15 protein-coding genes are annotated in these 17,041 nt (G+C 60.2%); 12 read left to right on the forward strand and 3 right to left on the reverse strand.

The genetic code is table 11. From position 1 onward, the window contains the following. Together ACN0TA_RS16565 and ACN0TA_RS16570 are read left to right on the forward strand one after the other, a co-directional pair. On the forward strand, nucleotides 1-469 hold a 469-nt coding region (locus ACN0TA_RS16565; protein ID WP_417584978.1), incomplete at its 5' end, for a LysR family transcriptional regulator substrate-binding protein. Between the two features lie 506 nt (nucleotides 470-975). Beyond that, complete coding sequence (locus ACN0TA_RS16570; RefSeq protein WP_264224534.1) at nucleotides 976-1,410, forward strand: universal stress protein; 435 nt, start codon at nucleotides 976-978, stop codon at nucleotides 1,408-1,410. A 165-nt stretch (nucleotides 1,411-1,575) separates the two neighbouring features. On the opposite strand, the gene ACN0TA_RS16575 is transcribed toward ACN0TA_RS16570, so the two are convergent. Beyond that, the gene (locus tag ACN0TA_RS16575; protein ID WP_417584981.1) at nucleotides 1,576-2,634 is read right to left on the reverse strand and encodes a cytochrome C; all 1,059 of its coding nucleotides are present in this window, start codon (nucleotides 2,632-2,634) and stop codon (nucleotides 1,576-1,578) included. A 117-nt stretch (nucleotides 2,635-2,751) separates the two neighbouring features. On the opposite strand from ACN0TA_RS16575, the gene ACN0TA_RS16580 reads away from it, so the two are divergent. The 10 genes from ACN0TA_RS16580 to ACN0TA_RS16625 all read left to right on the forward strand — a co-directional run bounded on the left by ACN0TA_RS16580 (nucleotide 2,752) and on the right by ACN0TA_RS16625 (nucleotide 10,687). Then, nucleotides 2,752-3,999, forward strand: coding sequence for a hypothetical protein (locus ACN0TA_RS16580; RefSeq protein WP_417584983.1), 1,248 nt, complete (start codon nucleotides 2,752-2,754; stop codon nucleotides 3,997-3,999). Further along, nucleotides 3,996-4,781: an RnfABCDGE type electron transport complex subunit D gene (locus ACN0TA_RS16585; RefSeq protein ID WP_417584985.1), complete on the forward strand. Its 786-nt coding sequence runs from the start codon at nucleotides 3,996-3,998 to the stop codon at nucleotides 4,779-4,781. The genes ACN0TA_RS16580 and ACN0TA_RS16585 overlap by 4 nt, the downstream gene beginning before the upstream one ends. Further along, nucleotides 4,774-5,580 (forward strand): NADH:ubiquinone reductase (Na(+)-transporting) subunit C, encoded by an 807-nt coding sequence (nqrC, locus tag ACN0TA_RS16590; RefSeq protein WP_417584987.1) that lies wholly within the window; start codon nucleotides 4,774-4,776, stop codon nucleotides 5,578-5,580. Before ACN0TA_RS16585 ends, nqrC begins: the two co-directional genes overlap by 8 nt. Nucleotides 5,581-5,583: 3 nt before the next feature. Continuing rightward, nucleotides 5,584-6,240, forward strand: coding sequence for an NADH:ubiquinone reductase (Na(+)-transporting) subunit D (locus tag ACN0TA_RS16595; protein WP_417584989.1), 657 nt, complete (start codon nucleotides 5,584-5,586; stop codon nucleotides 6,238-6,240). Further along, nucleotides 6,237-6,833: an NADH:ubiquinone reductase (Na(+)-transporting) subunit E gene (nqrE, locus tag ACN0TA_RS16600; protein ID WP_417584991.1), complete on the forward strand. Its 597-nt coding sequence runs from the start codon at nucleotides 6,237-6,239 to the stop codon at nucleotides 6,831-6,833. Before ACN0TA_RS16595 ends, nqrE begins: the two co-directional genes overlap by 4 nt. Then, nucleotides 6,833-8,050, forward strand: coding sequence for an NADH:ubiquinone reductase (Na(+)-transporting) subunit F (gene nqrF / locus ACN0TA_RS16605; protein ID WP_417584993.1), 1,218 nt, complete (start codon nucleotides 6,833-6,835; stop codon nucleotides 8,048-8,050). Before nqrE ends, nqrF begins: the two co-directional genes overlap by 1 nt. Nucleotides 8,051-8,052: 2 nt before the next feature. Further along, nucleotides 8,053-9,006 carry an FAD:protein FMN transferase gene (locus tag ACN0TA_RS16610; protein ID WP_417584995.1) on the forward strand — a complete coding sequence of 318 codons (954 nt, stop codon included), beginning with the start codon at nucleotides 8,053-8,055 and terminating at the stop codon, nucleotides 9,004-9,006. A gap of 9 nt (nucleotides 9,007-9,015) precedes the next feature. Further along, a complete protein-coding gene (locus ACN0TA_RS16615) occupies nucleotides 9,016-9,183 on the forward strand; it encodes a hypothetical protein (protein ID WP_417584997.1) in 168 nt (55 codons plus the stop codon). Continuing rightward, on the forward strand, nucleotides 9,180-9,569 hold the full coding sequence (locus ACN0TA_RS16620) for a CBS domain-containing protein (protein ID WP_417584999.1): 390 nt from the start codon (nucleotides 9,180-9,182) through the stop codon (nucleotides 9,567-9,569). The genes ACN0TA_RS16615 and ACN0TA_RS16620 overlap by 4 nt, the downstream gene beginning before the upstream one ends. 365 nt (nucleotides 9,570-9,934) lie before the next feature. Beyond that, on the forward strand, nucleotides 9,935-10,687 hold the full coding sequence (locus ACN0TA_RS16625) for an SDR family NAD(P)-dependent oxidoreductase (RefSeq protein WP_417585001.1): 753 nt from the start codon (nucleotides 9,935-9,937) through the stop codon (nucleotides 10,685-10,687). A 414-nt stretch (nucleotides 10,688-11,101) separates the two neighbouring features. Here the strand turns inward: ACN0TA_RS16625 and ACN0TA_RS16630 are convergent, their stop codons facing one another. Both ACN0TA_RS16630 and ACN0TA_RS16635 read right to left on the reverse strand, forming a co-directional pair. Further along, nucleotides 11,102-11,980 (reverse strand): oxygenase MpaB family protein, encoded by an 879-nt coding sequence (locus ACN0TA_RS16630; RefSeq protein WP_417585003.1) that lies wholly within the window; start codon nucleotides 11,978-11,980, stop codon nucleotides 11,102-11,104. Nucleotides 11,981-12,430: 450 nt separating this feature from the next. Beyond that, the gene (locus ACN0TA_RS16635) at nucleotides 12,431-16,510 is read right to left on the reverse strand and encodes a hypothetical protein (RefSeq protein WP_417585005.1); all 4,080 of its coding nucleotides are present in this window, start codon (nucleotides 16,508-16,510) and stop codon (nucleotides 12,431-12,433) included. Between the last annotated feature and the right edge of the window lie 531 nt (nucleotides 16,511-17,041).

Consider the following 17,041-nt stretch of genomic DNA (forward strand, 5'->3'; position numbering starts at 1 on the left):
GGCCGGATTGCGAGAGGGTAAATTTGACGTCGTTGTCACAGCGGCGACGGTCAGTGAAGACCTCTATCGAATAGACCAGCTCTATGACGAGTCCTACAAGGTTGTGGTGTCCAAGTCGCACCCGTTGTCTGAACGAGACGCTATTTCTCTTTCGACACTCGCTGAAACTGACATGCTCGATCGACCCAATTGCGAAATGCGGGATGCGTTGCATGGGGCATGTGCAGACCAGGGTCACGAACTCTACGCGGCCTACCGGTCAAATCGCGTGGATTGGTTAGTCGAACTCGCGCGGCAGGGATTAGGCGCGGTGATTTTGCCAACCACGGCAATTCCAGCAGACAGGGGCCTCGTTTCGATACTCATCGACGGCCTTGAAATTTCGCGAACTGTTTCTGCTCTTCGTTATCGGCACCAAACGACGAGACCAGAGACAAATGATCTGATCCGTGAGATTGCGCGTGTGTAGACGTAGTATCATTGATGGCCGACATTCGCGCTTAGTGCAGTAACTGGTACTTTGGGCTCGAATCGGTCGTTCCGGAAGCCAATCGCGAATGGCCGGAATGGCGTCGGATGCTGAATGTCGGCTTTGTCCGCATCCATGTCAGAACCGGTCAGTCCGCTGTCGGCCCCGATTCCGCCAAACCGCAATGCGCCCTCATTTCAGCCATTCAGACCGCTTTTCCGATTTCCTGAAAGTTGACGTTCCGCGAACAAGCCATACGACGAGGATCAGCGCCCGACTTTTCGGTCGCTACGCTACCTTCTGAAGCCAGCCATTCGCTGAGAGCTACCTCGTCGGACACAACATTCGCGTACCTCGCAGACGTCTTGCTTGGTCCATTGTCAAGGGGCAGGATAGCCGAACGCGCCAGCTGAAAAGTGACCAGGTTCCTGTCCCAAGCCCGGGCCGACAGGAGAAGTTGCGCAAGCTCAGATGGCCGTGATCCAATTTCAAAGAAGGAGAGAATATTGTACAAACACATTTTCATTGCGACGGACGGTTCAGAGATGGCAAGTCGCGGCCTCAACCATGGCCTGAAACTTGCGGCATCCATTGGTGCTAAAGTCACGATTGTCTCGGTCACCGACATCTGGGCTTCCGGGGCCCTTGCCGAGGCGGATGCGAACGCGATCGCGAGCTATGAGGAGGCTATGGGTCAAGCCATCAAGGAAATCCTGAGCGAGGCGGGCCGGAGAGCGGAGGCGGAAGGCGTGCAGTACGAAACCCTGCATATCCCAAACCGATATGCCGCGGATGCGATCGTTGAAACCGCCCAGAATCTGGGAGCCGATCTCATCGTTATGGCGTCCCACGGGCGCCGCGGCTTTCGCAAGATGCTTTTGGGCAGCCAAACCAATGAGGTCCTGACCACAAGCACAATCCCGGTTCTCGTCGTGCGGTGATCGCGCCAGATCCGGTCGGAGCCGGCTTGTAACCGGACGCGAAATCGCCAATCACGCCTTGGTGATGGCAAGGCCCAGAGCGGCGCTACTGCACCCGCTCTGGGTTGACTGCAAAAATGCCTGCCGGCAGTGGGCGCATGCGCCAGCAATTCCACGAGCCCGTCCCTAGCGGGGCCTTTCTCCTATTTCCACCTGCTTTCCTGTTGCTGCGGACAGATCCATGATGCTGTCATGGAGCAGTTGCAGGGCGTAGTGGGGGTTGTGGGCGTAGGCGCCCGGGTCCGCGGTGACGAATGCAAAGTTGTAGCTGGCGCGCAGGAGGCGCGGGGTCCACGCCGCGTAGGGCGATCCGGCCTCGGTTTCTCCCTCGGCAAACATGAAATAGGGATAGCGCTCCACATAGGCGATTTGCTCTCCCGAGACCTCGATCGAATAGTTCTCAATGGCGTCGAGAAGCATGGTTTTCAACCTGTCGATTTCGGCGTGGATGCCGGTGGTGATGTCGCCATCGCCATCGAAATCCACTTCCGATGTCCGAATAGCCCTTGGCGAGAGGGTGTCATGACACCGAGCACAGGTTTCGATCGGGACTTCGAGCGTGTGCGGGTCATGGCAGTCGGTGCAGGTGGAAAACCGGGCGACGTGTTCGAACCGAGTCATGTAACTCTTGCCCGGATATTGATACCCGCCGCCAACCTGACTGCCGTACAGGGTCGCGGCAGCGACCGCGTAGTGGGGGTTGATAAAGCTCAACTCAGGATCGACAGTGTCGTCCTCGATGCCGCCTGTGGCCGCTGCGACCGCGCCACCAGATTGCCGTCCCTGATGGCAGCTCAGGCATGTAGCCGAGGAACCGGGATGATCGATATTCATGCCTGATGGAAATTCCACGCTCTCCATTGCTGCTGCGCCATCGCTATGACAGGTGGCGCAATCAACCACACCTCCTGGGGCAATCGAACCTTCAATGCTTCCAGAGACACTTCCGTCGAACCCGTGGTAGTCCCGGAACCCTTCGCCAGAGTGACACATGGCGCACGTTCCCGGAACCGCCCGTTCCCCCTCCCAGTGCCGGAACGAGGGGGACTGTGCATCGGCGTGTTGTGAGCCGAGCCATTGCTCGACAATGCTTACATCCGGTTCGCTCTGCTGAGCCCACGCCGCATTGGGAATTACACCGAGAATGGCAAGCAACATTCCCGTCCTGAGAATAAGAGCATGCATTGCTACCCCTTTCGGTTTGCGCCAAGGATGCCCCAATGTTAGGCATTTGGGGTTGATCGAGATCAAGGTTGCCTGTCTCTGGACATGCATGGTGACCTTCGCAACCTGTGAGGTCAAATGAGAATTGCTTTGCGGCGAGGTCTTGCCGTGCCTCTCAGGGGCGCGCCGGACCAACAGATCGAGCGAAACCTCGTTGTCCCACGCATAGGGCTTGTGGGCCACGATCTTGGAAAGCTCAGGGCCAAGGTTCTCGTCGAGCCCTCGCAGCAGGTCAGCGTCGGCACGCCGCTTTTTAGAGCCCGCAGCAACCCGCGGGTGGTTTTCTGTTCGCCGGTTTCAGGCGAGATCGAGCGCGTCGAGTTCGGTGCGGGCCGCAGGCTCAGTGAGGTCAGCATTCTCCATGACGGAAAGGACCGGCGCCTGGATTTCGATGCGGCAAGTGCATCCACGCAAGAAGGGTTGCGCGAGCTGTTGTTGGAGAGCGGTCAATGGCCGGCGCTGCGCGCCCGGCCCTTTGATCGGATTCCCGATACTGAGGGGAAGGCCCAGGCCATCTTCGTGACCGCAATCGATACGGCGCCCCATGCGCCCGATCCCCGAGCCATCATCGATGAGCGGCGCGAAGACTTTTCCCGGGGTCTTTCAGCTCTTGCGCTTCTGACTGAGGGCCCGGTTTTTCTCTGTCAGGGGGATGGCCCGGCGCTGGGTGAAGACAGCAAGCGATTGCAGGTTGTCCGGTTTACCGGTCCTCATCCGGCGGGACTGGTGGGAACGCACATTGCCCATCTTTATCGGCCCGGCGCTGGGCAGGAGGTCTGGCATGTCGGATATCAGGATGTCATGGCCATCGGGCACCTTCTTAAAACCGGCACAATTGATCCCTTTCGGGTCATTGCCCTGTCCGGTCCCGGCCTGCGCAATCCGCGGCTCGCACAGGTCCCGCTGGGCGCGGACCTGCATGCCCTGACGCGGGCAGATCTGACTCCGGGGTCGAAAACGATCCTTTCCGGCCCGCTGATTTCGGGTCGCGAGAGCGCCTTTCTTGGGCGGTACGATCGACAGGCAACCATCATCGAGCGCCGTCAGCCGGCGCGATCTCACTGGCTGGTCGAAGCGCTGCGCAAGGCGCAAAAGCCGGCGCCCTTCATCCCCACTCAAGCTCTTGAGCAAAGCCTGGGATCCAATGTTCCGGTGGTGCCTTTGCTGAGGGCCCTTTCGATCACCGATGTGGAAGCGGCGGAAAGACTTGGCTGCGCCTGGCTTGCCGAAGAGGATATGGCACTGGCGACCTATCTGACGGGCGGGCAGACCGACTTTGGCCAAAGGTTGAGGATGGTGCTGGACAGTCTGGAGGAAGGGGCATGAGAGCCGGCGTATGGCACCGGGACACGATTTCCTGGATGATCGCGGCGGGGGCGCTTCCTGCTGCTGCGGCGGCGGTCGGTGCTTTCGGCCCGGTTGCTCTTTGGCACATGGTCCTGACACTGATCGTGGTGATCGCTTGGCAACTGGTGTTTCTGTGGGCTCGCGCACAACCGGTCTCTCCGATCGCACTTGTCACTGCAATTGCCGTGGGCATCCTGGCTCCGGGCGATTTCGCCCCCTGGCAGATTGTGCTCGCGGCGAGTTTCGGCACGGTGATCGGCGAACAGGTGTTTGGTGGATGGGGGCGAAACGTCGTCAATTCCGCCGTGGCAACGCTTGCCTTTCTTTTTTTCGCTTTCCCGCAAACAGATATCGACGCCGGAGGGCTGCTGCTCGCTTTCGCCGTCCTTCCGGGGGCGCTCTTGCTGATGGCGACGGGCATCCTCTCCTGGCAAATCGTCATATCGTCGATCATCGGGTCAGTTCTTGTTTCGGTCGTCCTCGGACACGACCCGCTGCTCATCTTCACCCAGGGCAGCCTGATGTTCGGCCTGGTGTTTCTGGTCGGAGATCCTGTGGCGTCTTCGGCAACCCGGATCGGTCGCTGGGCCTATGGATTTGCCGCCGGTGCTCTTCTGGCGCTTTTTGGCTGGCGGGACACGGGCTTTGATGGCCCGCAAGCCATAATCTTTGCGACGCTTGTCGTTTCCCTATTTGCTCCCCTTATCGATGCTGCAGTCATCGCGGCAATTAAACGGTCATGGAGGCCCCGCAATGGCTGACCTCAACCCGGTGGCGCTCTGGCGCAACCTGCTTGCCCTGCCCAATGAGAGCCGCACCAAAACCCTTGCTGTCGCTTTCGCCGTTTCTACGGTTTGCGCGGTTGTCGTCTCGGGCGCGGCGGTGATCCTGGGACCAATCCAGCAGGCCAACCTTGCCGCCGAACAGGCTGCGCGCATGGAGGAAATGCTGGCCTCGATGCCCGAAATGGCGGCGCTGATCGAAGAGGCGGGCGGTGACAGTCTCGAGAAGATCGTGGTCGACCTGCGCACCGGCCAAATTGCAGACGATGTTGACCCCGAGACTTTTGATGCCGCGGCTGCACGCGACGATCCGGAAACCTCAACGGTTCTCTCCGCTGAGGAGGACATCGCCGGAATCGGTCGCCGTCCCGATCTGGTGCCCATTCACGTCCTGCGCGAGGCAGGGCAATTGCGTCTGGTTATCTTGCCCATCTCCGGCGCCGGCTATCAGTCGGTCATAAGGGCCAATCTTGCCCTCGAAGGAGATCTCAACACCGTCGCCGCTTTCTCGGTTACCGAGCAGGGGGAGACGCCGGGGCTCGGGGCCCGGATCGAGGAGCCCGCCTGGCAGGCGCTCTGGCCGGGCAAGCATCTCGTCGGCCTGGAGGGTGACATTCGGCTCGACGTCGTGCGCGGTCGGGCGACGACCGAATTCGAGATCGACGGGATCACCGGGGCGACGCGAACCGGAAACGGTATCACCAATGCCGTGCATTTCTGGCTGGGGCCGAACGGGTTCGGGCCGGTGCTCGACAACCTTGCGCGCGGAGAGCTTTGAGCGATGAACGCGCTGCGTACCCTTTACGGTCCCATCATTGACAACAATCCCGTGACCCTGCAGATCCTGGGAATCTGCTCGGCTCTCGCGGTGACAACGTCGATGTCGACAGCGGCGATCATGTGCCTTGCGCTGACCGCCGTTCTGATCACAGGCAGCGCGATTATTTCGCTGATCAGGCGGCACATTCCCACCTCGATCCGGCTGATCGTCCAGATTACCATCATTGCTTCGCTGGTGATCGTGGCCGATCAGATCATTGAAGCCTTCGCCTTCGAGATGAGCCAGCGCCTTTCGATCTTTGTGGGACTGATCGTCACCAACTGCCTGGTGCTTGGCCGGGCTGAGGCCTTTGCCATGCACAATCCGCCCGCGCCCTCGATGCTCGACGCACTAGGAAATGGACTGGGCTATTCGCTGGTGCTGCTGATCGTGGGATTTTTTCGCGAACTGTTTGGCGCCGGTACGCTGTTCGGGCAGACGGTTTTCCTTACCATCTATGATGGGGGTTGGTTCATCCCGCTCAATCTGATGCTGCTTGCACCCAGCGCCTTCTTCGTTCTGGGGCTGCTCATCTGGGCAATCCGCTCGGTCCGCACCGCTCAGGTGGAGCCGGTCGACTTCGATCTTGAACCGGGAACCAAGGAGAGAGCGAAGTGATCGACCTCTTCCTGCGCTCGGTCTTTGCGGAAAACCTCGCGCTGAGCTTCTTTCTGGGCATCTGCACGTTTCTTGCCGTCTCCAAACGCCTCGAAACCGCTGTCGGTCTGGGAATTGCCCTGACGGTCGTCCAGACGATTACCGTGCCTCTCAACTTCCTCATCTTCTCCTATTTGCTCAAACCGGATACCTGGGAGGCTCTGGGGCTGGGCAGCTTCGATCTGACATTCCTCAACCTCATTGCCTTTATTGGCGTCATTGCCGCGATGGTGCAGATCCTCGAGCTGGTTCTCGACCGGTTAGTGCCGACGCTCTATCGCGCCCTGGGGATCTACCTGCCGCTGATTACAGTCAACTGCGCCATTCTCGGCGGTTCGCTGTTCATGGTGGAACGGGGATATGATTTCGGGGAAAGCGTCGTGTTCGGCTTTGGCAGCGGGGTCGGCTGGGCGCTGGCCATCATGGCCCTTGCCGCGCTGCGAGAGCGGCTCAATTATGCTGATATCCCCGATGGTCTGCGTGGCCTGGGCATGGCCTTCATCATCACGGGTCTGCTCTCGATGGGATTTACGGCTTTTGCGGGGATTGGCTGATGACCCAAATCCTTCTGGCCACCGCCCTGATCGTTGCGCTGATCCTCGCGCTTTCCATCGTTGTCATGACGGCTCGCGCCATTCTTGCCCCGGCCAGACCGGTGGCGATCACCGTCAATCGGAGTCGTGAGATCGTGGGCACGACCGGCACCAAACTGTTGACCGCCCTCAATGACGCGGGAATTGCCGTGCCGTCTGCATGTGCGGGCGGAGGAACGTGCGGCCAGTGCCGGGTTGGCCTGCCCGAGGGCGGCGGAGAGCCCTTGCCGACCGAGACGGCGCTACTTGGCCGCTCCCAGATTCGCAACGGGCAGCGGCTCTCCTGTCAGGTGATTGTGCGCGGCCCTCTGGACGTCAACGTTGCCGAAGAGATCCTTTCGGCAGAAAGGTGGACATCGCAGGTGCTTTCGACCCGGCACCTGGCCCCGCTCATACGGGAAATTGTCCTGTCTGTTCCGCAAGGCACCAAGTTCGACTTCACGGCCGGCGCCTATGTCCAGGTCGACGCGCCCGCATATGACTTCGATCTGAGTGCGCTAAAGGCAGAGGCGCGGTTTGAACCCACCTGGAGCGAGTTGGGCGTGCGCGACCTGCGGGTGCACAATGCCGAGCCCACCCATCGCGCCTACTCGGTCGCAAGCCGCCCCCAGGACAAGAGCAAGATTGTCCTCAACATTCGCCTCGCCTTGCCGCCCGCGGGCGCGCGCGATATTCTACCCGGGATCGTCTCGTCCTATCTGTTCGGTCTCGAACCGGGCGACAGTGTCGAGGTTTCCGGCCCGTTTGGCGATTTCCGGGTCCAGGACACAGACAAGGAAATGATCTTTATCGGCGGCGGTGTCGGCATGGCGCCCCTTCGCGCCATGATCCACGAACAACTCGCCAAGGGGACCAGGCGCAAAATCAGCTTCTGGTATGGCGCCCGGAGCGGTGCGGACATCTTCTATCGAGACGAGTTCGATGCGCTTGCAAGAGAACACGAAAATTTCTCCTGGACCCTGGCACTGTCCGAGCCGCAACCGGAGGATGGCTGGGAGGGGCCAGTCGGCTTCATTCATGAGGTGGTGCATGATCGCTACCTCAAGGACCATCCGGCGCCCCATGATTGCGAGTTCTATTTGTGTGGGCCGCCCCTGATGATCTCAGCGGTATTTTCCATGCTCGACGAAAACGGGGTCGAGCCAGCTTCCATCTTCAACGACGATTTCGGGATATGACCATGCTGACGCGCCGTAGTTTTCTCGCCCTTACCGGTGCCGCCTCGCTGGCCCCAACCGCAGGCTGGGCCGCAGCCGGTGTCGATGTGATCGGAGGGGCTGCATTTGGCACCTATTGGCGGCTGACGGTTTCAAGCGGCATTGAACCGGCGCGCGCCGCGCTCGAGGCAATCGTCGACGATGTCGATCTTGAATTTTCGCCCTATCGGCCAGACAGCGCCCTGTCCGTTTTCAATGGCACCATGACAACGGACTGGCTGCCCGCTTCCGATCAGTTCCGGGGGGTTCTGAGCAAGGGGCTCGATATCGCCCGCCAGAGCCGCGGGGCCTTCGATCCAACCGTCGGACCTGTTGTCGCGCGCTACGGGTTTGGCCCCATCCATGCTCAGGCGTGGGGTCAGTATGAGGGGCTTGGGATCAACGCGGTGGCGGTTCGCAAGTCGGATGCGGGGTTGAGCGCGGACCTTTGTGGTATCGCCAAGGGGCATGCGCTCGACCGGATGGCCACGGCGCTGGAGGCGCAAGGTGTTGGGGACTTTTTGCTCGATCTGGGGGGCGAGCTGTGCGCGCGGGGAAGACATCCCGACGGCCGGGATTGGCAGGTGGCAATTGAAGGAGCATCTGGCACTCTGGGGATGGGGCTGAAACTGCGCAACAGCGCCATCGCCACGTCGGGGGTTTCGGCGCAGGCCTATGGCGTCGATGGCCACGAGGTCAGTCATATCATCGACCCTCGGACCGGGAGCCCGGTGACGGGCCGGACGGTATCGGTTTCCGTAGTGGCCAAGAGCGCTGCAACCGCAGATGGCTGGGCGACGGCCCTGATGGCAATGGAGCACGATCAGGCCGAGGCCCTGGCCACCGAGCTGGGCCTGGATGCGGTTTTGCTGGTGCGCGACGGTGGGGCAATTCGGACCATTATGGTCGGGGCCATTGGCGATCATGTGCTGGGTTGAGGAGGCTTCATGCTGATCCTGTTTACTCTTGTGGTCTTTTTGTTGGCGTTTGGCGGCCTGGCATTGGGTGTCCTGGCAGGGCGCCCGCCGATCAAGGGATCGTGCGGCGGCCTTGACTGCATTGAAGGCATCGAATGCGGTGTGTGCCGACGAAAAAGCGGAAGGAAGGCGCCGTGAAGGGACAGATTTCGATCGCGCAGTTCATGGTTACCGATGTCAGGACGCTCTCGCCGGAAAACGAGATCGGGTTTGCTGCAGGATTTCTTATGGATGAAGCCATTGCGGGAGCACCGGTGGTCGATGGCTCGGGTGAGCTTGTGGGGATACTCACCAAGAAGGACTGCTTTAAAGCCGCGCTGAACGCCGCCTATTACGGGCAGTGGGGCGGGACCGTCGAGCGCTACATGACGCGCAATCCCGAGACCCTGGACGCGGCCACAGATATCGTTTCGGCTGCAGAGCGGTTCATCGCCCGGCCTTACCGCATGTTCCCGGTCCTCGATGAGGAGATGATGGTGGGAATACTGACCCGGTCTGATTTGTTGCGCAGTTTTCTTGTTTGATCTCGTCCGCAACGCAACTAGGGATGCTGTGAACGACTACTGGACAGCAATGGGGACGATGTCGCCAAACGACATCAATACCACTTTGAGTCGTCTGGACCCTGGCCACCATCCTGATGGATGCGACCTGACGTGCGGTCGCCATTGCAGCAAAGGCGACGCCACCACCGGCTTGGGCCAGCTTTTTATCCAATGAGATCGCCCCTGACCATTTTGAGATGTATCGTGAGCGGCACGTGGAGGCCATGCTGATAGCCCTGCATTCGACTGAAGTCGTGTGGTAGGCTTAACATCAGCAGATCACCCGCACAGCGATGCCGGGGTTGCTAGCTCGGGCGAGCACACCCGACAAGAAAGGACAGACTATGACTTTCCAAAACAAGGTTGCCTTGGTTACCGGCGCAGGCTCCGGGATAGGCGAAGCGATTGCCAAGGAACTGGCGGGCCTCGGCGCCAGTATTGTCGTGGCTGATATCAGCGAAGCAGGAGCCCAAAGAGTAGCTGACGAAATTGCAGCTGCTGGCGGAACGGCGAGCCCGTTCGTCGCGGACAGTGCCTCGCCGGACGACAACGAACGGGCTGTTGCGTTCGCACTCAGCACTTATGGCAAACTGAACTACGCGGTGAACAATGCCGGAATTGGTGGAAACGCTGCTCCTACCGGTGAAGTCGATCTTACAGATTGGAATCGCGTGATCGACATCAACCTCAATGGTGTTCTCTACGCCATGCGCTACCAGATACCTGCCATGCTCGAAGCAGGCGCCGCAGAAAGTGCCATTGTCAACATGGCCTCTATCCATGGCATGGTCGCGGCAATCGGCAACAGCGCCTATACGGCGGCAAAGCATGGTGTCGTCGGGCTGACGAAAAACGCTGCGGCAGAGTATGGGCCGCAGGGCCTGCGCATCAATTGTGTCGGCCCGGCCTATATTGACACCCCACTTCTAGCAAACCTGCCTCAGGATGTCCGAGAGCAACTGGTGGCACGCCATCCGCTCGGCCGCCTTGGAAGGGCAGATGAGGTGGCGAAGGTTGTGCGGTTCTTGTTGTCCGACGATGCATCGTTTGTCAGTGGCAGCTATTACCTCGTCGACGGAGGATACACGGCAATCTGACGCGATTGTAAGCGAACTCGGAGACAAGGACCGGTTCGCCCTCTGCCACGCTCAGCCCGGGGCGATCCCTTTTTCCTGACCCTTATGGTGTGCAAGGAGGCACTTGCTGTATTCTTGGCTGGCGGATGGGACACGGCGAAGGATTTGAAGTCTGCGTGGATTTTACGTAGAAGGTCAGCGAGTTCCATGCCGCGACAAAGGCGCGTGCGACGCTTTCAGGTTCGTTGAGTGGACTGTAGTTCATCGGATTTCCTGTTCGGAGGGTGGAGATACAGCGTACCCCACCAGAAACCTGACGCAAATCAACCTGTGCTATCACCAGCCGCCCAGAGCCATCATTGAGAACCTTTAAATGATCGCTTTTGGATTCTGCAGAACCATCCTTGCAACGGCTGACCTGCGTTCGTCATACCGTCACGAATGCCCGGCCGCCCCGGCGTTGAACTCTCCGGTGGCTTGCATCCGTTTTGTGGCTTGGAGGGGCGGAAGCGCCGACATAGGAAAAAGCGATGCCATCCTACCAGATGCACGCACCAGCATCGTCTCTCCTCGCCGCAGTCCGCGATCGCGCAGTCGCCCAAGCGAGCGCACTGGCTCGGGGGTCATGCTCACTGCAGCACGTACGAGCAGGCGCTGCGCACCGCGCAATGGTTTTGGCAACAAGGGCGTGGTTTCCATGAGGTCAAGAAACTCGCTCATGATCGGATGGTCCTCCAGAGTCGGAGCCGTTTTCGCGAGGAGCGCTTCCCAACCCAGCCAGTCGTTCGGTGCACCGCTTGCTCCGTATAGGCCCGCAGCCGTTTCACCCTCTTTGAATGCTGAGGACCTTTGCGCGGCAGTGAGCTGGTGAACGTACAGGTGATAGGCCTCGGTGAACCCCCATGTCGCGGTAGCATGAACCCAGTCGAGCAGTCGCGGGTCGTTGGCATGATAATCTTGTCCATCCGGCGTCTTGCCACGGACGCGGTCATGCGCCCGCACCACGCGCCCAATCATGCGCTCGGCTTCCTGACGAGGCGCGTAGACGGTGACCATCGCAGCGTAACCCGTCCGATGCAGCCGTGAGAGAGGGTCTTGACGGAAGCTGCTATGCTCCCAGACACCGGTCCGCACTGACGGCTCTGCCAATTCGAGAAGTACGACCGCGACCCCGCCGATAAACAGCGACACCGGGTTGGCAAAGATTTGCCAGGACACGCCATCCGCTGGCACCAGTGCCGGGGCACCCTGAGGCTTGCGGAAGTCGATCTCCATGCCTTTCGGCGTAGCCATCATCTTCTTGATAGCGTCCAAATAAACCACCCATTGTTCTGCAATGACAACCACTTCCCACAACATCGGTATGGGGGAGAGGAGTTCAAGAGCGAAGCGCGATGCGCAATGCCAAAATTCGCCGTTGGGCTCTGACTCCGCCGCAGTGGGGCATGGCAACCTGGCCCTCTACCCGTCGCTGCAGTTGAGCCGGTGAACAATAGAATTGGTTCGTAAGCCAAATGTCGGCTTTCTCCGATTCCTCGTCGGAACCGGTCAGTCCGGAGTCGGCCCCGAACTTGCCATACCGCGAACGTCTGCCTCCCCGCAGGCCCACCCCGTAAGCAGACTGCCACTACCCCTATATTGTTCATCTCGCCGGAGACCCCCATCACGAACTCAACGGCGAAATGGGGGCGGTTGGTCTCGGACGACGGCAGCTAGGTCGCTCTGCCGATCGACAAGATTCGATCTCATGTCTGCTAATGCTGATTAGGCGGTGCCTTGGCTGAACGGCGGAATGATGCGCGTCAACCTACTATTCGATATCGAACATCGTGCTGTCTCCCGATCGTCAATATCCATAGGGATCATTGAGATCAGGTCTGCGTCCGACAATGTCGAATTCGGGGCCGTGACGGGCTCTTCAGGTTCACCGGCGGCGAGACGGATATCGAGCTTGTCGGGCTGTCGGGCTTCGGCAATGCCAACGGGCTGCCGCTTCGATGGCTCGTACGAAATAATCTCTTCCGGGAGCATCGCGCCCCAGCGCTCCGTGTCGCGCTCGAATTGCGCGACCGGATCGCCTTCAATCCATGCTGTCGCCACAAGAGCCTGCCGGTTCGCTTTCTCACCCGGCATGCGGTAGACAATGCGGCCCATCCCGTCCATCAGGCGCTTTACCCACGCATCCGACTGCGGGAAGCAATCCTTGCGGAATTGTTGCAGCGTGCGACCCTGCAGGATCTGCTGCGCGCCGGGCGCATAGGGCGTCACGGTATCGCTCAGGATGCCGCCCGACAGCCGGACGAGCTCGAGGAATTTCGCGGGCGCAAGGAGCTGGTCCAGCGTCACGATCTCATCGACGATGACATCCGGCAGACACTTGCCGACGGCGACCAGCACAGGGGTCTCCACATCGATGGGCTCGCCATCGGCATTGTGTGCGATGCCGCGGTAGACTGGGCGCAGACGACCGAGGAACTGCCGGATTTCTTCCTCGCGCCACTGTTCCTCCAAGCGCTGGGCCCACGACATCGATCCGTCTTTCTTCGTGGGGAACTGGGGCACGAAATGCTGGATGTCTTCGCCAGTGCGCATGCGGATCGTACGAGCTGCCGCTTGGCGCAGGAGTGCCTTCTCGCCGTCGGTGGTGCCATCGCCGCGCTGGTCATACGGCAGTTCGGGATCGGGGTCGTCATACGTGAGCGCCGCTGCATATCCATCGACGATGTGAATGGGCTGCTCACTGCGCCCGATCGAAATCGCGGCGGCATGGTTCTTGGCGAAGTCGAGACCGCGCAGGGCGCCGAAGTGGCCGAAGTCTACCGATGCGGGCTTCTCCCAGTCACTCTGGATTGCTTCGCGGGCCGACATGGTGGCACCCGTGAGGACGCGTCCGTATCCGTAGACGACCGCCGTTGACGTGATCAGGTCCCGGATCCGGTTCACGTTGCCGGCGCACCGCGTGGCGACCAGCTCATCTTCGGGGTCGCGCGGCACGAACTGCGACGTCGAATATGTGCTCTCGATCGCAGCGGCGACACGGACGTGCATAGGTGCCTCGATGTTGATGAGCGTGGGCGCGCGGCCGAAAAGCTTCTCTGTGATCGCCGCATCGCCGGACGCGTCCAGAAGCAGCGTGGGCGCGCCGCTCCAATTGGTCTCCTTGCGCCATGATATGCGGGCAAATGGCTTGGGAAGCGCATCGGACGTTTCCGCGATCTGCACGATCTGGATGCGCATGTCACGGTCACCGGTCGCGGAACCTTCTTCCAATCCTTGCAGCCGATCCTTGACGATGCGCCAGAAGCGCTCCTCCGTGATCAGGTCGCTCATCTGTGGCTGTGCGGCCAGCTCTTTGACGTCGTCCATGTCCATGCGCGGGTCAACCTTGCGCTCGGATTGCTTCGAGCGCGCGAGCACGGTGATAGCGGCATCGACGAGTTCGGAGCCGCGCTCTAGGTCGCGGAAGACGGCGGCGACATCTTTGCCCTCGATGAGCGCTCCCTTAGCGATCGAACAGGCTTCCAGCCGGTCGCCGAAATAGGCGGATTTGATGTCCTCGTCGGATGCGTCGGGGAATTTCTTGCGATCGAGTTTCGTCACGTAGGGCTCGACCCTCGGCAGTTCCAGGGCGTCGAGGGGCATGCGGGCCTGATCGATGATCTGGTAGACCACACTCTCGTCGATGATGACCTTACGGGGATTCTTCAGCGCCTTCGGCAGGCTGTGCATCGTGAGATATGCATGCGACACGAAGACAATGTCGGCGTCGCGAATGTCCTGGAACTGCTTGTAGTATCCGCACTCACCGCTCTCGCGGAACGGACACAGGATTTCCTTCTGGGGGACCCGCTGACCTTCTTTGCGCATTTTCGCGGCCACGATGGCATCTTCGTCGTCGACTTTCTTGCCGCACAGATTCGATGCCCCGATGCCACGCTCGCCGAGCATGCGCATTTCATCCTTACGCAAACAGCCCGCCGCATCGCGACCCCGGAAGCGAGTGGCTTTGACGCCCGTGCCTCCGAGCATGCCGATCGCATCGTCGAGTTCGCCGTCGGTCCAGTATTCCTCCGGCGTCATCATGCCTTCGCCGGTGGCTTTCTTCAGCGCTTCGTCGGCATTCGCGTGCGTGGGGACCACCACGAGAATAGGTCCTTCACCTTCCTCACGCGGGTTCTCCCTAATCCATGGTCCAAGGCTGCGCACCACACGGCTCGTTTTGCCCGATCCCGTAGGGGCTTTTAGCAGCACGAGCGGCGCATCGTTGGCGTCGAGGAAATCGCGGATCGCGCTGTCGACCTGATCGGAGATCGAATCGGCGATCGCATGTCGCTGATCGAGGTCCTCGATGATCGCGCGCTCGGATTTGTCCGCTGCGATCTGCTCCGCCGTCTTCTCGACGGGCAACACTTTCGCGCGCGCTGCGTGATCGCTCAGTCCGTCGACGATGCAATAATCATCGGGGATCCAATCAAGGCTTCCATCAGCGGGCCGCGGAGCTGGCATCACCCTTTTTAACTGCGGACGACGTCCGTCATCTGTCACATGCCACGGAACGGCGATATCGTGATATCGGCCCGAGCGCGCGTGTTCAGCAAGCGACGCCAACCATTTTTGTGCGGCAGCTTTCAGCTTGAAGCACGCCGATTTCTCGATCGCGCCATGTGTCATCAAGCCTTCGTTGTCGCGGGGCGTCTGTCCAAGCCGTTCGATGGCTTCCGCGATCGCGGCTTCTTCCACGACGCGGTAGTAGCGCTGAAGAACGGCCGCGTTTGCGCCGCACAGCGCCCACACAAATTGCGATAGCCACGCCTCGGCGCCTTCGGTGATATGCCCTTGTTCATTGAGCGAAAAGGGACCGCGCTGCAGCTTTGGCACCCAAATCTTTTGCCCCATGCCAAACCGCTGGCGGAGCTCGGAAACGTCGATGCTGCCGCCATGGGGGTTCGAGGTCGACACGCCACCCGACAGCGCGCGGATATCGCACAGCCGGTTCAAGAACAGGCGAACTTGTGCCTTATCGATGACGGGCGCCTCGAGCGGGCTCGCGATCGCGGGGTGCGCGCGTCCCTCGCTCCAGTCAAAGGATTTCCCTGTTTTGTGGTGCAATCCGTATGATGTCAGCAGCCCACCTTCGCCGAGAAATTCAACGGCGTTGACAGGATGCCCGCCATCGTCGAGCTCGCGCTTGCCGTCCGCGCCCAGCATCTCGACCGACCAGCGCGAAATGCTCCAGCGCTCATCATCGCTGCCCGCTTCCTGCCGGTATATGAGCGCAACCTTTGGCCTCGCGCCGTAGCGGATGAAGGGCGTGTCGCCCAGGACCTCGATCGCAAGTGTCTTCACGGCCTCGGCAATCTCGGGATCACGGCAGTCGATGTCGAGAACGCGCGCATGCGCGGATGCGGCGCAACATTGGATCGCGAGATTGGCGCCGGGCGTCCCATATCCAATGCCGACCGCGGTTTGGAGCGACATCAGTTTCTCGCGGTATTCGCGCGGCAGGAACGGCGTGCCGCCCGCGCGCGGGTTCGCGAGCGTGCTCTTGCCGGGATCGATGATGAAGGAAGGTTTGCGCTCGCCTTCGCTGTCCTGGGGCACCACGCTCCAGCCGTTCACCGTCGCCGGCACAGCAAAACGACGGACGACGCCAATGGGCTGGTCGACAAACCCGGTCTCGATCAATGGCCGCGCATTCACGCAATGCACTTGCGCGATGTCCTCGGGCGTCAGCCCGCGCTTCACGATCGCATCGGGATAGACCTCACGCTCCTCGCGCACGAATTTGGCGCGGAGCTGCTCTTTGGTGGCGCGCTTTTGGCGCGCGAGATGATCGAATTTCATGAGTCGTCCTGTGTCTGCGGCGGGTGCAACGCCGTTCGTTAAGAATGCCCCGACCACATGCACGGGTCAACCGGATTCAAGAATTCGCATGAAGAATCTTCAATGTTGACATCGAGGCCCGCATTAACGATAGCGGGATATTCCTATTGCTCGAATTTCGAAGCATATTTGTACTTATGAATTGATAGTAGACTTTCGAAACAAAAATGAATTGAAACTTAGAAAATCTAGCGAAAAGTTGGGAACCGGGGTGGCGCCATGCAAGGATTTCTTCCAACGTTCTTGGAACGTTGACTTTTTGCCGAGTAATCCATGCAGGCCTGTCAGATCGCACATCGTGAGCCACAGAGAGCACCGCGACCGCGATATCATCCTCGATACAGTCCGCCGGCGCATAGCCGGAAGACGCATTCAGTGTCAGCAATCATCGTCTCCGGCCGGCCGATGTCGACTGCCGTGCGCGCAAGAATTCTTCGCGGCGAATGGGATGGAATCAGTCTTCGGAAGTCTTATTTGATCGCTGATGCCGTC

It is taken from the genome of Pelagibacterium sp., assembly GCF_048264985.1.
GTDB lineage: Bacteria > Pseudomonadota > Alphaproteobacteria > Rhizobiales > Devosiaceae > Pelagibacterium.